The organism is Paenibacillus sp. PvR133, from assembly GCF_017833155.1.
Lineage (GTDB): Bacteria > Bacillota > Bacilli > Paenibacillales > Paenibacillaceae > Paenibacillus > Paenibacillus polymyxa_B.
The window spans coordinates 1,967,925-1,984,022 of record NZ_JAFIBS010000001.1; the positions used below are offsets into that span (position 1 = coordinate 1,967,925).

The window sequence follows — 16,098 nt, forward strand, 5'->3', positions numbered from 1 at the left end:
TGTTTACAACTTGATCAAACTTTAGCGACATCTGCAGGATATATTGGACTATAGCGTGACATCAATCCTCTGCATAACCAGGTTGATAAAAATGTGAATTCAGTATTTTCAGGGAGGAATGCAAGTTGCTAAGCAGTATAAAGCTGATGAGCAGATTCGTCAGAGAGTATGAGGGAGAGGAAAATATTAAAAAACGAGCTTCTTCCGTAAACAGCCAGTTGAATGAAAATCAAGTAGATGAAAAGACGGTTGCTAATAAATTGGATGAAAAAGCAGTAGATACAGCAGGTATATCCAATACATCCTACGACGGTACACAAAGCGATATTCCTTCTCGAAGCTCTGTAGAAGAGTCGAGGAGAAGGCGGGGCACCGGGCGTCTTGTAGCACTTGATGCAGTACGAGGACTGGCGGTGCTGGGAATGTACTTGCAGCACTTCGGATCGAACCCAAACGTTTCTGCGATTGTTTCCGGAAACACGACACTATTATTCGTATTGTGCGGGGGTATATCTTATTCCATTATGGCACAGCGCATGATGGATCGGGGAGCGGATACGGCCGCTTTCCGTGCGCGAATGCTGGCACGCGCCGTATTTGTTGATATTATCGGATATTTGCTTATTATGCTGAACACTCCATATGGTGTCATTTTGCCTGCCTATGCAGCTATGTTTGTGTTGGCACTAATGTTATTTCGCCGTTCGACCCGCACAATTGTTACAACAGCAGCAGTTTTGCTCGTGACGGCCCCGCCACTAATGATTCTTGGATCAAGCATTTTCTCGAAAGCTTATCTTCTTAGTGATATCGCGGGAGGTCCGATGTCTGCTCTCGCCTTGACTCCTGCATTTGTTGCCGGCATGGCCATTGGCCGCTTTGACCTTACCAGGATACGCACAGCTCTCATACTCGCAGGCAGCGGTATTGTTATGCTTGTGATAGGCAAAACGCTGGCCACTTTTGTGCTTCCAGGTTGGAGCCTTCGTTTTGAACAATGGCTGATCAGCGCACAGGGAATTGCTCCTATGCAGCCGGATGAATACGCAATTTGGCCGCTTAACACGGAACCACCGATGTGGCATATGCTTTTGCAGTCGGCTCCGCACACCGCTTCGTCATTCCAGACGATTATAGGCCTGGGAATCTCGTTTCTGGTATTGGGACTAGCATGCTTCGTGGCGAAGAAATTTTCCGCTGTATTAATGCCTTTTGCGGCAGTCGGGCGCGTGGCGCTGACCATGTATGCCATTCAGTTTGTGGTGGTCTGGATTCTTGATCTGATAGGAATCGGGCATAGTCTCGAAGGCGTTCCGTTCGGCGACCTGATTATCGGAGTGGCGGCACTACTGCTGGGCTGGCTGATTGCGCTGCTTCCTGTCGGCCCGCTTGAAGGACTGATGCGCCGTTTTGACCGAGTATTCAGTCCTACCCAACCAGTCTCACAAACAGTAAAGTAGATAGCCTTCTTGATACTCTATATTTATAGTCATAGAAAGTGCCGGGTTATAATTAAAACGGACTGATCAAACAGGATACCAGATAAAGAGAATACAGTCCGATTTTCGGTATTCATCGGCTCTGATCATGGTGCCTAAATAAACTGAGCTATAAGATAATCAATGAACAGAATTGAAAAAGAGAAACTAATCATGAAAATAATAGAAAATATTAATATTTAATTTCTCGGAAGGGGTGGGTTCAATTGTGAACCCACCCCTTTTTCATTGAGTACAGTTATGGGTCTTTCTGTAAACAAAATCACTAATTTGTCCGATACATACATAAGGATGATTTACTGTTAAATATACCCTTGAAAATTATGATTTCACATATCATTAAAATTAGACTTCGGTTTAAGATAACCAACTACTTGAGGCGTGCAGCCTATGTAAATGTGACGACTAGAAAGGAGATTGAGCGTGAATCGTGAAGAGGTTTTTCGACATTTTAAAAATGAGATCTATGAACCCCTAAAACATCGAATGTTATTCGCGTTGGAAGTCTATTTCCAAAATCATAAGCATGCCTTAGCTAAGGCATTTCGCAATTCACTAGAGCAGATATTTGAGAAAGTCAAGTTGATGCAGCGAGAAGGTAACAAACAGGCGTTGGGGTATATATCCTATTCCATGCTTCGTACCGAATTAGCAAATGGAAGGGCGACCTATTTGGTGGAGGCGATGGATAAGAGATGGTTTATGAACCGCCATAATTGTCGAGATACCTATAATGCAGATTGGGCATTTCGCTACTTGGACGAGTGGGAGACGAAATTAAGTAAGCACGCTAAGAAATACGGTGGAAGAATCGGATTAGATGATATTCAGAGGATGAAATTGCACGTGGCAGTACATGTTCATCAATATATCATTGCTTTGGCGCGTTTTAGTATCACAGAAGAATGGTTCGATGATATTCAGTTTGCTCATGAAATAGAGTTGGAAGATGTATTCGAACTGAGAGTCGGAGAATATTTAGATCGAAGTGAAGTCGTCTATAAACGAGATGTGCGTGTCAAAGATTCCATTGTGATTAAAGACTGGCTAGAGGAAAAAAAGCCCTACGACTACATACATGAAGTTTTCCGCAAGATCGATGGGTCTCAAGGAAATTATGAGGGAATACGTCTACAATATGCTGATTTGAGTGAAAGTTCCTTTATAAATAGTGATTTTACGGGGGGCAATTTGATTGGTTCCTGTTGGTATAAAGCATATTTACAAGAGGCTGATTTTAACGATTGTTTGATACAAGAAGCACGTTTTGAAAAAGCCAACTTAAGAGAAGCCTCTTTTCGAGATGCAGTAGCTGTACCTGGAATATACCAGTCTGAACGTTGGGAAAGACCTGGTTTTCAACCCGTAAGTTTTGCAGGAGCAGATCTTACAGGAGCCAAATTTCAGGGCGCTTACTTACAGAATGCTGATTTCACCGGGGCTATATTGCAGGGGGCCGACTTCATTGGTGCAGCTATAGAGGGGGCCTGTTTCAAAGGGGCGGTGCTGGATGGAACCCGATTTAGTTTAGGGATGCATCCAGTTGCCCGGGATCTAACTTCATTTGGATGAAACCATGTGGGACAGACGCAATGGAAGGGACGTGGCATAGTGGAGTATTTTCTTTGTCAACATGATGATCGGATGTTGTATTCTGCTGTTCCCATATGGGACGAAGAAGCCAATGCAGAGATGGTAAATATTAATAATTGGACGGAATGGCCCCCTTCTTATGCCGCACAGTTTAAGGTGAAAGGTCACGATTATACGGTTTATCCTGATATTCTGATGGGTTCGAGGATGATGGTATCTGATTCTGTACATGAGTTGTTACAGGTCTATACGCCGAGCCTCTTCAGTCGTATGGCTTTGTTTCGGGATATGGAACGTTCTCAGCAAAAGTTGTACTGGATGATTCAGCCCCCTTTAGTGAACTGTGTAGGTGAGCTAAGTACATTTCATCCCGGAGGAACATTGATGAAGTTGGTAGTAGATCGAGAGCGCACCGAGGGAAGGCCCTTATTGCAAGTTCAAGGTTTGCGTGAAACCTGTACATTAGTAAATTTGGCATTAGCAGAAAGTCTGTTGCGGAGGGGAACGAGTGGTATCTCCTTTCAGGAAGTCGATATGCAGTAACGAAATGGGAGGAGATATTTGTGGAACATCTGGATAAGAAAATTGTTTCTTTGCTACATACGGTAACATCAGAAAATGCCGAAAATAAGCCATCCTTAACTGAGGATGGAGCTTTAAGTCACGCACACGATAAGGAGCCGTTTGGGCAAACATTACAAACATTCATGCAGCTTGAAGGGGAAAGTCTGGTTTTTGCTCAGCGGTATTTAGTGGATGAACGCATCAGTATAACAATGCCAAAGAGCTTTCGGGATATGCCAATTGATGAGCAGCTATTAAAATATCCTTCTCACCATCGCCCAGATTTTATTTTCACTAATGAGGCAGGCACGATTAACTTAACCTTCAAGCATACCGAAAGCCCGTTGCAAATAGAAGAGTTGGAGGACTTTACGGATGAGATGGCTCAGGTGGTAAAACAAACCCAGAAGTTGACCGAATGGTTTGGCCATGAAGTGTTGGAGGTAGGAGAGAATCGAATAGGATACTGCGAATTCATGACGCCAGTATGGAATGCTCGTATGTATAATTTATCTTTTTTTACAGTATTGGAAGGACGGGCGCTAATGTGTGCGTTTAACTGTACGGAAGAAGAAATAGTGAGCTGGAAGCCCGTTGCCCGCAGTATGCTGCTAACATTGAAAATCGAACCCGAGCGAAAGGAAAGTAACTCTTATGACATTAACTAACATTACATATGATCGGCTGCAAATTACACCATTTGAATTGGTGAGTATTCAGGAATTGCGTATGACCAAGCGGTTGAATGAGCATACCCGGCTCTCTTTTACAGCTATTTTACCTGAAGAATTACAGGACAGTTATGTTCAATTGATCGAAGCCGATTCCCCGGTTTGTGTATCACAATTGGATGAGGCAGGAACACCAACACCGCTATTTAACGGAACGGTACTTCATATGGAAGTCAAAGCTGTCCGAGATGTGTATTACCTGGAGGTCGAGGCTATATCACACACGTATAAACTGGATATTCGCAAAAAAGACAGGTCCTTTCAAGATAAAAATATGAAGGTAGAGGAATTGCTGCGGGCTGTAGGTGGGAATTATCCCGGTTTTGACATTATTGATTCGGCTACAGGGGGAGCAGCTTTAGGTCGCATAGCGGTCCAATATCGTGAAACAGATTGGGAGTTCCTCAAGCGGATCGCTTCGCGTTATCATACTTCACTCACGCCTGCCTCTGTGTTTGATGTGCCGAAGTGTTATTTTGGTGTTGAGGAGACCCCGTCAGGACTTGATTTAACGAATTATCATTATACCGTCAGTAAACGAGTTGCGGATTATCGTTATTTTAACGGCAATGATACAGCACATGTAAACGAGCATGATTTTATTGATTATCTGGTTGAGGCGGAGCAAGTTTTGGAGTTAGGCAGCACCGTTACCTTTAAAGGTAAAAGCTTGTACGTGTACAAGGTAGATACTCACATGCAAAAAGGTGTACTGCAGCACGTGTATACCTTAACTTCTCACAAGGGGTTGAGGCACAAGGAAGTCTTTAACGAACAGCTTATCGGTCTGTCTTTACCAGGTAAAGTCATTCAGGTAGAGCGAGATCGTATCAAATTACATTTGAATATAGATGCCGTTCAAGACCCTACGAAGGCCCACTGGTTCACGTATGTTTCTCCTTATACTGCGGAAGGACATAGCGGATGGTACGTGATGCCTGAGTTGGGAGATACCGTGCTACTCTATTTCCCCGCCCATCGGGAAGAAGAAGGCATGGCAAGTACATCTTTGCGCCAAAAGAATCAGAGTGTAGAGCAGCATGCTCTTGCTAATCCCGACATCAAATTATTTCGTACGGCCCACGGTAAGGAAATCAAATTAACTCCCGATGAAATTGTAATCACCAGTAAGGAGGGAGCTGTGTATATACAGTTAAATGAGAAAGATGGTATTCATATTGTAAGCGACAAACAGATTCATTTCTCAGCAGGAGGAAATATCTCCATTCATTCCGGCAGTAAAGTGAAAATCACGGCAGGGAATGAAATTCAAATGACTAGCAAAGGCAGCACCGTATCGCTGGGCGGAATGACAAATGTTCTGGGCAGTGAAGTAAAGACGAACTAAGAAAGGAATGAAAGGGGGAATAGAAGAATGGCAAATAAGTCTCATTCCGATAAGGAACCTATTCAAGCTGGACGGGGAAGTAAACAAGGATATGTTGTTGCTGGGGCGATCTTAAGCTGCAGCTTTGGTACGCAACCGACACGTCTCAAACGTCCGTTCAGTCACGGAGTATATGTAAAAGATAAAGCGCAAATGAACGTTACAGATTACTTGCCAGGAACCAATATCAGCAATTTCGGTCGTTGCTCCTGTCCAGCTAATCCAGCGGTCAAAAGCAGTGACATGGTGGATATCTACGGGGTGAAAAAAGCGAACTGTGTTCCGGTCATCACCAGACCCTGGATCGGCGGCAAAAGTGATGTGCTTGTGGAGGGAGAACCAGCCTTGCTGGATCAATGCTCGAATGCGTGCCTATACGGGGGAATGATTCGGATTACAGACGATGGCCAGACGCTGGAGTAAGGAGGTACAAGTTGAATCACACACAAACGATGTTAACGTATACGGAGTTGGAATGTACAGGTCCATATCCTCTTCAAACGATAAGCGAACTGCGTATTGAACGAAAATTAAATGACCATGCCCGGTTAAAGATCAGTGGATGGTTAGATGAAGAGCAGAGAGATCATTACATAGAACAGGATCAGGATAACGAACCGGTCATTATCCGTACCAAAACAGAGAATGGTCAGCCTGAACGCATTTTGTTCCATGGTTTACTGGTCCATGCAGAAACACTGATGGTGCGTGGCATCTATTATGTGGAGCTTGAAGCCGTTTCTCATACGATTCAGTTGGATATTACACCTGTAACGCGTTCTTATCAGGATACCTTAATGCCCTACGGAAATTTAATCAAGCAAATCATTCAGAAGTACAATCAGGCCGATGTTATTGATAACATAACAGATAGTACTATCTTACATGAATTTACTTTACAATATCGAGAGACGGATTGGGCCTTTCTCAAACGGATGGCTTCCCGGTTTGGAACGGTGTTGATCCCAGAGATCTCATTGAATGGACCTAAATTCTGGTTTGGTATGCCTGAGGGGCAGTACGTTGAGATGAAGCATCCGGTTTACCGTACTCGACGTAGTTTTGATCCGAAAAGGACAGCGGAATTCAGCTACATGATGGAGAGTGAAACGTTTGCCAGGCCCGGAGACCTCACGAATTGGAATGGTGAGCAATGGATGGTGGCAGAAGTCACTTCTGAATTGCGGAAAGGGTTGCTGTTACACGAATATGAACTGGTTCACGAACAGGGAATTCAGCAAACAGAGATTTTGTGCCCTCACCTCACAGGAGCTTCACTCGAAGGACGTGTATTAGAAGCTAAATCAGGCCGAATCCGTGTTCATCTTACAGTGGATGAAAAACAAGATCGGGATAAGGCGTGGTGGTTTCCGTATGCCAGCAGTTATACCGCCGAAGGACATAGCGGTTGGTACGTCATGCCGGAACGAGGAGATACAGTATCTGTCCGTTTTCCTACAGAGAAGGAGGCGGACGGATATGCGGCAAGCTCCATACGACAAGGGCGAAGTTCGTCGCCCAAGCTAGCTGATCCAGCCACCAAGTATTGGGGGACTCCTCATGGCAAGGACATCAAGCTGAGTACCAGTGAACTGAAGGTGACGGCTAAATCGGAACAGGTTCACATTTCAATGAATGGTTCAGGAATTCAGGTCGTCAGTGAACATGAATTGTCATTGTCGGCAGGCAAGACGCTCTCCTTGCATGCGGACGGGGAGCTGAATATTCAAGCTGCCGAGGCTATTTATTTCAAAGCGGGTAGCAGTAGTTTGGTGTTGGATGGAGAAACGGATATACGGTCCGCTAAAGTACAGCTGGAAGGCACGGTTAAAAGACCGGTTTTTGTTGCTGATTTAGCACCGATTTGGGAACCCCCATTAATGTCTGTGAAAGCTTATGCAGAGGCGCAAGCGGCGAAAAGTGCAGCAAGCAGCAGCACAGGGGGAAGCTCCAATTCAAGCGTTACATCGAAAGATAAGGGAGCCGTTAAGTCAGCTGTAAACACTCCCAGCTCACCGAAGGCTAGTCTACTCGATGGCGTATTGGGACTAGCCCAGAAAGTATGTGATGTGGCTGCGTCTATTCCTGTATTGGGTGCCATACCGAAAGCAGCAAGTCAAAAAATAGCTTCGATTCGTTCCGAAGTGGCTTCCTCTGGACCGTCATCCATAGTTAAATATGCGGCAGCAGGATTGTCCATGATTGCCAGCGTCCCTTCCCATGGTTGGGGAGTGGTGTTGGGGAAGACGGCCAAGGTTGCTGCTCAAACCTTACATGCACACGCGGAGGAACAGAGAGCCCGTGAACGGCATGCGACGATGGATTTTCTTGGTAAGGTATGGACGAGTGCCAGAGGGTATGGAGAAGTACAATCCATACATGACTTCATCAACTATGTAAAGGGAGTCAATCAGGCTTCCGTCCAAGCCTATAGAGATATTCCCTCTGATATACGGGAACGCTGGTATCAAAGAAATGTGGATCAACAGTTTGAAAAGGCGCTAGATGCTTATTATAATAATCAAGATCTCTCCACAGATATAGTCGCATTAATGGAACATCAGCGGCAGACGGACAACCATTTTCGATATAGTGACAGAGCTTTGATGAGTTCCAAGTATCGGGATGATATGAAAGGATACACGACGGAACAGAAGAAATATCTAATTGATTTTCTGAATTCAATTGACGAATATAGAAAAGAGTATGGGCCGTATAGGGAAAGTCCTTTTATGAAAGACCTGGATGAGACTGAGCGGATTGTGCTCAATGAAATCAAAAACTCTGCTTATGAGAGTGTAGAAGCGACATGGGAACGAATACGTAATTTTCCTAATCTAGATATCCGTCAAATGGTGGCCGATAACTTCCAAGCAAAGCAAGACGTAGCAGATAACATCGTTAATGTCATAACGGATCCAGATGCTGCTTATGAAAAAACGATAAACAGATCCAAACAAGAAAATGCCCATTTGTTAGTAGATACAGCATTTGCGTTTATTGTTGGAATGAAAGGAAAGAAGCATTCTAAAGATGACGGTGCTTCACCAGGAGGATCGCCACATAAGAAGGATGATCCTCCTTCTGAGGGGACGAATAATGGTGGTATAACAAAAGGGTTTGAAAAACTTGTAAAATCAGTAGAAAATATTAGTGATAAGGCTAAAGAAGGAAAAATTAAATATGCAAGCAACTATCATGGTAGACTCGGAAAGGAAAAGGAGTTGGAGATATTATCCAATCCTGACGCGGTTTATGTAGCAGGAAATAACTCGCAAAACTTAATATATAGGAAGGGAGAGAATGTGGTAATAGTTGAAAGCAAAGGCAGTTCAAAAGGAAATACAATTACCAGTTATGGGCCAGATGGAGCAAGAGGAGAAAGTGGTGCTGCAATTTTTGGTGGTAAAGCCACAGAACCAGGAATGCCCGTCACACATGACGCAATTGTAAATGGAACTATTCCAACTCCTAGTGGGGGAACTATGCCACCTGCTACGCAAGTATTACCATGAAAAATATGAAAATAATAATTGATGAAAAGCAGTCTATAATAAATAATACAGAGGTAAGATGGTACTTATCTAGTCAAATCGTATGGATTGGTAAGGAGAAAAATTACAACGAGATTGAAAAACTGAAAAATACAAGTTATGGAAGTTTTGAATGGTTGTGGTCCGATGCAGATACTATATTATTTAATCGGGACGGTTTGGATTTTATAGGAGCAGTAATAAAGTTAAACGAACCAATAATAGTGAAAAAAAGTAAAATGGATGTAAAATTAATTGAAGAGGAATATGGGGACATCAAAATAAGTGATAAGAGTAATTTCAATTGTAAATTATCAGATTTTACTGAGTACTATGTTGAAGAAGATATATTACTATCCTATTCAGAAAAATGGAGCGGAACAAACCCGTCCATTGAAATAAAAATGACCTCAGACTTTTCAGTTATTTTACAAAATAACGAGATGATGGGGATTGTGATTTATAAGGCTAGTAAACATCTACTACCGGATGGTATTCACCAAATTGGTGAAGTTGAAGACATTAAATCAGACTTACGTATAAGGTTAGGTTGTTTTTTTGAATTACTTGAGAAAATGGAAGATGATTTGACTCAATATGAAGAATTAGAATTAAAAAATGCATTTATGGAAATTTATGAACAAGTATTGCCCTACGATGCACCGAGTTATATTGGATTAAGAGACACTATATTAAATGTAGTAGACTATATGTAATCTTGAGAAATCAACAACCTCATCATAATCAACATAACCTTTGTTCATGTAAAAAATTTTTATGAAATGAGATGTACGCACAAAATAACTAAAAAACCTATACCCTTAATTAACGCAATTGCGTCTGATCCAAATGCTGCTTAAAAAAACAGCTCCAAACAAGAAAACGTCCATTTGTTAGTAGAAGCAGCATTTTAATTTGCCGTTGAAAGGAAAGGAAAGAAGCATTCCAGAGATGATGGTGCTTCACCAGGAGGATCGTATAATGATGGTTCGGGCGGTAGTAGGACTAGAATAATTTCAAGTATTGATGATTTATCAGATGCTGCAAAATCCAAAATCACTACTGCTCTGAGGGCAACTTTGAATCAACAAGAAAAGAACATACTCACATTTAATCGAAATGGATTTAAAAGGAGCACAGAAAGACTTAGATGGCAACCCTGTTCGAAAACCAGGTGGAGGTTATTATGATCATGCCCAAGAAGTTTCTGACGCATATCGTGGTTTAGTTGATATGAAAAAAAGTTGGGAAGGGGTTCTTAGAAATCCTAATTTGGACACTGAACTCCGACAACTTTATACTTCTAAGTTAAATGAAGTAGACGTTTCGATGAAAAAAATTGAAGATATGTTTGCCTCTCATGGTGGAGTGTATCCACCTAAATAATGATTGGAGTAATGTATATGATTAATAGAAAAAAAGCATTAAAAGAGTTTTTGACAAATGAAGAATTGGAAGGATTGTGGAAAACCCAACACAATTTTCAGATATGACACTACCTGTATGGCACTTACAGATTACAGGAAAATGTCTCTTTGAGTTGTCAAACTTTGATTTGATTCGTTGTATTAGACAAGACATTTTTACCAATCTAGCAATGTTTGAAATTATTGAAAGGATTGATGAACAGAATACACCTTTCTATGCTGATATTGATTCAATGGAATTAATGGAGAAATTATCATCTGTTAGTTCTGAAATGCTTTCAGTGTATAAGGATAAATTAGATAGAATCGTTGAAAATATTAAACAGAAGCACTTAATAGATTTAGCAGATATCTGGATGTTTGATGAACAGAAAGAAACATACAAAGACTATATCAATAAAATAAAGAATAAAATCCAATGACTTAATTTAATGAAGTACTTTTAAATATGAATGTCTGTCAAACGAGGTATGGTCAAGCCCCCATTTAGTGGATAGAAGGAACTGTAAGATAATTTGTGTAAACATTTCACAGTGTGGATATGAACCTCTGAATTTTGTTTTGTAGTTTGACCTTGAAAGGCTGTAGTCTTTCAAGGTTTATTTTTTGTTCACCTTGTTGAGAAGAAGCAAATTGTCAAGGAAGTCACTTCTGCCCTACCTACAGCGATTGAATGAGCAATGCCACCGCGCAAAGAGTGACGATAAGGATGCGTTTTGCATTCAAAGTATTGCTTGCTAGACTGATTAATTGCCGGATGCGAATCTCTTATACATATACTGGACAATTATGCAACTGGTAACAAGGCGGAATGTCATCGTCAAACATGCCAGTGTGGCTTGAAGAATCGGATGCACCAACAATTTTCCTTCGCTAGAAACTGATTATATAAAAATGTACAAAATTTATGAAAGACCTGGATGAGACTGAGCGGATTGTGTTTCATGAAATCAAAAAATCTGCTTATGAAAATGTAGAGGCGACATGGGAGCGAATACGTAACTTCCCTAATATAGATATTCGTCAAATGGTGATTGATAACTTCGAAGGAAAACAAGACGTAGCAGATAAAATTGTTAAAGTCATAACGGAACCAGATGCTGTTTATGAAAAAACGATAAACAGCTCTAAACAAGAAAATGCCCATCTGTTAGTAGAGGCAGCATTTGCATTTGCAATTAGAAGGAAAGGGAAGAGCCATTCTAAAGATAACGGTGCTCCACCAGGAGGATCGCATAAGAAGGATGATCATTCTTATGAGGGGACGGGTAATGATGGCTCGAAACCTAGTGGGGCTGAGCCAAATTTTAGCCCGAATTTCGATAAAAAATTAAAAAAACATGCTCAAGATATCTATGAAACTTCAAGGGATTTAGGTGTTCCAGTTAAAAAAGGGGATAAAGAAGGGATGAAAGAGTTTGTTTCCTCAATTGTAAATGACTCAAAAAACCTCGCTAATTCGAAACCTTTTGAATGGAATACAATCGAGTCTGTAGATGCTTTTGTTAAGGGCGATGCAGTTGTTTTAGTTAATCGACAAACAAACGAAATATTGACTTTCTTAAATAAAAAAGGAGATCGTTTATCAAGTAAGTTAAAATCTGAATTAGATTTGATTGGAGAGTGAGGACGACTATGAATAACTATATAATATCTTTTACAAAAAAGTTTGATTATTTTTTCGAGCAAAAAGAAATCTCAAATATTATTTATTTACATGATGAGGATGATAATGAGAGATTAGACCATGTCCTTTTCCTTGAGAAGGATGATGGTAATGTTATAGGCTTGTATATAAGAGGCATGAATCCGTTAATCTCAGTGAATAGAATTTACGATTTGGATGATTTTAATTTATTTGCAAGTTATGAAGGATTGGTTGAATCTAAGGAAAATATTAAACTCAGAATAGAGTATATATGTTTGTTTTTTAGCTCTGAATATAACGAACTATTAGGTTTTTATTTATCGAATAACGATGCATCCAATTCCTTATTTGTATTATTTTTACAAGATGAGATTGATGTGAAAAAGAATTATAGTAAGTCAGACGCTAGTAAGGTACTTAAAAATAAGTATTCGACTGAAGGTTATATAACTTACGAAAAAAAGAGTGAGAGTGACTGGAGAGAAATGAAAATGGAATGTCAACAGTAAACTAAACAAAGTTTTCAAATGTACTAGTCTTGATTTTTTTTGGGGGGCTACCCAGTGCCGAATGAACCCATCATTCAACCAATAACACATCTAACCCATGTAATACCCGTATAAAGATTTCTTCAATTCGTATGTGCGCACATCAATGCTTGAATTTATACCCTAAATAATGCTATTCCGTTATATTGAACAGGTTGATTATGGTCAGGTACCACATGATTGACCTGTTTTTTTGCTATCTTCGCTTTCTCGCATTTTTAAGATTAATTGCAGCAATGTACATGCATAGGACGATAGTTAAGGTGGATTACTGTCAATAAGTGGACGCTCTGAAACGAGAATCATTATGCTGCATTTGCATACTGGTTCGGTGATGACGGGGTGTAATATTTAAAATATTGTAGGAGTTTTGACCATTCCATTTAAGCTTGATACAATAGGATAAACGAAGTGGAGATACTTTAACATAGAATGGTGTGGTCTAAACTTGCAACATGAAAACGAACTCTTGGATGTATGGTTGTCTTTGTCTCACATCCATTCCACTTTAAATGATAAGTTAGAACAAGCTCTGCTACAAAATTATGATTTATCCTTGAAGGAGTTTTATGTTTTGGGTTTTATATCCAATTCTGAGGAAAAAAAATTACGACTGCAGCAACTTCAAGAATTGGTGGGATTAAGTCAAAGTGCGACATCGAGACTCGTAGTGAGAATGGAAGCCAAAAACTGCGGGGCTTTACAAAGATATACATGCGAGGATGATCGACGAGGTGTGTATACTCGGATTACGGAATTAGGTGAAAATAAATTCCAGCGTGCACTTCAAACCTTTAATCAGGTGTTACAATCAGAACTTCAGAAAGATGGAGTGAAGTCACAATTTCAAAATCTTACGCAAAAGCTATTTTAGACTTTGCAACCTGTGTATATCGTTCTTAGTTTCCTTAGGGTAATATGTGGCTTGAACGTTGTGCCACGAAAGGCTCTTTACAGGGGCTTAGTTTATTACCCTAGACGATTCAATAGAAATGTTATGATTGGAAAGTGAACATTTACATGATTGTGCATGCATGTTTTAATTAAGCTCCCAACCATGTGCGCATAGAAACGCCCTTCCGAAACTCCTCCTCATAAGGAGGAGTTTTATCGTCTGGAACCGCCGCCAGCCCCCTTTGCTTAAGAAACTGAGGCCGTATTGCGCTTTTCCTTGGCGTTGCCGCGGTCGCGACGACTTAGCAGAAACCCGACCAGAGATGCCGTGGATTGCTGGAAAATCATCCCGAGTACAACAGGTAGTGCTACCGGGGCCGGGAAATAGGTGATGGCCAGCACAGCTCCCGCGCTAATATTGCGCATGCCGCCGTTAAAGACAAGCGCCGTACGGTCTGCATTATTCCACCGCATCAGCCCTGATATCAGATAGCCGATTGCATATCCAGTGGAAGCAAGGACGATTATGGATAGGCATACTCCGACAAGCTTGAGATTAAAATCGACCAGATAAGGCGCGATGACAGATCCGTTAATCATGACGACAAGAGCCATAGCCAGCTTGGAGAACGGTCCCAGCCGAGGTCCCCATACCTGCTTGATCTTCCCTTTAGTCCATTCGTTCAACACCATGCCGATTAGCGAAGGAACGACAATCATCCAGAATAGGCTCTGCATCATCGCCCAAGTATCGAGCTGCACATCCGCTCCGATCAGCAGGGACATGATGCCCGGAACGGCAAATGGGGCCAAAATCGTATCAATTAAAATGATCGCCAATGTCAGCGCCGTATTGCCTTTATAGATGTTGACCCACACGAAGCTGGAAATGCCCGTAGGGATAGCCGCACCAAGAATAAGTCCAGTGATCGTATAAGGATCATTACTGAAAGCCAGATGCCCCAGCATCATGGCAAGAAGCGGCATAGCCAGGTGAAGAATAAACAGACAGGCGATGAGCGGACCAGGATGCTTTATCACATGGACAAAATCCTTAAACCCCATACTGATGCTGCCCGCGAAGGTCATGAATGCAAACAGCCAGGGAGAGAGTTCGGTATATTGTGACAACGGCGTACCGATTAGGACGCCAATTAGAATGCTGATTGGTGTAATTAGCGGCATAGCTGCATTTAGTCTACGATTCAACGTGAGGAGCATACAAAACTTCCTTTTTTAACCTTAAGTATAGACCTTGCACCCCTGATTCGTAAATGATCTGTGACCTTGCGGTAGCCCGATAGAAGCAAATTTGAACGCTCCTGATGAACATAGATCAACCCTTCAAATTATTTCGATATTCCAAAGGAGAGCAGCCCATTATTTTTTTGAATAGCCTGGAGAAGTAGTAAGGGTCCCTAAAACCGAGTTGTATGCTAATTTCTTTAATAGAAGCATTCGTCAAATCCAAAAGCTGACTGGCCCTCTGTATCTTCATTCTTAAATAGTAATCGACAGGAGAGTAGCCGGTGGATTGCTTGAATATCAAGTTCAGATGCTGCTTGGATACCTGAACATGCCGACTAAGCTCCTCAAGCGAAAGGGTGGATTCCAATTGTTCACTCATATAGCGTGTTGCCTTATCCACATGACTCTGGTACGTACTGTCTTCCTTGCGAAATGCAACCGATACAACAAAACTCAGCAGATAACGGACAGTTTGCGATACTTGAACTAAATGTATGATGGAGTATGATTTGTTCAGTAAAAGGTCGTAACACTGATGAAATAGCTCCAGTAGTTTGACTTCATCACTGGCGGCCATTGAAATATACGTTTTAAAAGGCTCAAATAATGCCATAAAATCATCAGCTTGGTCCCCTTTAAGATGAAACCAGTAAATCGTCCAAGGATCTCCATCGTCAGCCCCATAAGCATGCGGCATGTCCCTGGGAATGTACGCAAAGCTTCGCTCCGTCATGTCAATCGTTAGGCCATCCTTTGTTCGTATCCAACCTTTTCCGCTGGCACAGTAGATGAATATATGAGAGTCACATCCGTGCATTCTTTCACGAAAATGATGGCGGGCATGGCTGAAGCAGCCTATATCCGTAATATATAGATTTTTTGTAAGCGGATTCATATTTAATTTATCCAGCATATAGGGTGGAAGGACATATAACTTTTCACCCTCAAATCCATCAGCTTTCTTATTCATAATCTATCCATCTCCTAGCCTTAGGCGGCTCTAATGATGAAATACGTATATAGTCC

The 16,098-nt window shown here is 41.5% G+C and carries 15 protein-coding genes; 13 read left to right on the forward strand and 2 right to left on the reverse strand.

Annotated elements, in window-relative coordinates; translation table 11 throughout:
* The first annotated feature begins 125 nt into the window (after positions 1-125).
* The 13 genes from JOE49_RS08790 to JOE49_RS08850 all read left to right on the forward strand — a co-directional run bounded on the left by JOE49_RS08790 (position 126) and on the right by JOE49_RS08850 (position 13,804).
* Positions 126-1,460 carry a DUF418 domain-containing protein gene (locus JOE49_RS08790; protein ID WP_245248358.1) on the forward strand — a complete coding sequence of 445 codons (1,335 nt, stop codon included), beginning with the start codon at positions 126-128 and terminating at the stop codon, positions 1,458-1,460.
* A gap of 462 nt (positions 1,461-1,922) precedes the next feature.
* Positions 1,923-3,071: a pentapeptide repeat-containing protein gene (locus tag JOE49_RS26785; protein ID WP_209940918.1), complete on the forward strand. Its 1,149-nt coding sequence runs from the start codon at positions 1,923-1,925 to the stop codon at positions 3,069-3,071.
* A 6-nt stretch (positions 3,072-3,077) separates the two neighbouring features.
* Positions 3,078-3,635 carry a hypothetical protein gene (locus tag JOE49_RS08800; protein ID WP_160788726.1) on the forward strand — a complete coding sequence of 186 codons (558 nt, stop codon included), beginning with the start codon at positions 3,078-3,080 and terminating at the stop codon, positions 3,633-3,635.
* Positions 3,636-3,655: 20 nt separating this feature from the next.
* A complete protein-coding gene (locus tag JOE49_RS08805) occupies positions 3,656-4,324 on the forward strand; it encodes a hypothetical protein (protein ID WP_209940919.1) in 669 nt (222 codons plus the stop codon).
* Positions 4,311-5,735 (forward strand): phage baseplate assembly protein V, encoded by a 1,425-nt coding sequence (locus tag JOE49_RS08810; RefSeq protein ID WP_209940920.1) that lies wholly within the window; start codon positions 4,311-4,313, stop codon positions 5,733-5,735. Before JOE49_RS08805 ends, JOE49_RS08810 begins: the two co-directional genes overlap by 14 nt.
* 27 nt (positions 5,736-5,762) lie before the next feature.
* Positions 5,763-6,197, forward strand: a complete 435-nt coding sequence (locus JOE49_RS08815) for a DUF4280 domain-containing protein (protein ID WP_209940921.1) — start codon at positions 5,763-5,765, stop codon at positions 6,195-6,197.
* An 11-nt stretch (positions 6,198-6,208) separates the two neighbouring features.
* Positions 6,209-9,289: a phage baseplate assembly protein V gene (locus JOE49_RS08820; RefSeq protein WP_209940922.1), complete on the forward strand. Its 3,081-nt coding sequence runs from the start codon at positions 6,209-6,211 to the stop codon at positions 9,287-9,289.
* The gene (locus JOE49_RS08825; RefSeq protein ID WP_209940923.1) at positions 9,286-10,023 is read left to right on the forward strand and encodes a hypothetical protein; all 738 of its coding nucleotides are present in this window, start codon (positions 9,286-9,288) and stop codon (positions 10,021-10,023) included. The genes JOE49_RS08820 and JOE49_RS08825 overlap by 4 nt, the downstream gene beginning before the upstream one ends.
* 367 nt (positions 10,024-10,390) lie before the next feature.
* Positions 10,391-10,693, forward strand: a complete 303-nt coding sequence (locus JOE49_RS08830) for a polymorphic toxin type 28 domain-containing protein (RefSeq protein ID WP_481856246.1) — start codon at positions 10,391-10,393, stop codon at positions 10,691-10,693.
* 76 nt (positions 10,694-10,769) lie between these two features.
* Positions 10,770-11,156 (forward strand): contact-dependent growth inhibition system immunity protein, encoded by a 387-nt coding sequence (locus JOE49_RS08835; protein ID WP_348635849.1) that lies wholly within the window; start codon positions 10,770-10,772, stop codon positions 11,154-11,156.
* Between the two features lie 485 nt (positions 11,157-11,641).
* A complete protein-coding gene (locus tag JOE49_RS08840; protein WP_068941318.1) occupies positions 11,642-12,361 on the forward strand; it encodes a hypothetical protein in 720 nt (239 codons plus the stop codon).
* Between the two features lie 8 nt (positions 12,362-12,369).
* A complete protein-coding gene (locus JOE49_RS08845) occupies positions 12,370-12,891 on the forward strand; it encodes a hypothetical protein (RefSeq protein WP_209940925.1) in 522 nt (173 codons plus the stop codon).
* 487 nt (positions 12,892-13,378) lie between these two features.
* A complete protein-coding gene (locus JOE49_RS08850) occupies positions 13,379-13,804 on the forward strand; it encodes a MarR family winged helix-turn-helix transcriptional regulator (RefSeq protein WP_023986869.1) in 426 nt (141 codons plus the stop codon).
* Positions 13,805-14,070: 266 nt separating this feature from the next.
* Here JOE49_RS08850 and JOE49_RS08855 read toward each other — a convergent pair whose 3' ends face one another.
* Positions 14,071-15,045 carry a bile acid:sodium symporter family protein gene (locus JOE49_RS08855; protein ID WP_209940926.1) on the reverse strand — a complete coding sequence of 325 codons (975 nt, stop codon included), beginning with the start codon at positions 15,043-15,045 and terminating at the stop codon, positions 14,071-14,073.
* 115 nt (positions 15,046-15,160) lie between these two features.
* A complete protein-coding gene (locus tag JOE49_RS08860) occupies positions 15,161-16,042 on the reverse strand; it encodes an AraC family transcriptional regulator (protein WP_053324575.1) in 882 nt (293 codons plus the stop codon).
* Positions 16,043-16,098: the final 56 nt, after the last annotated feature.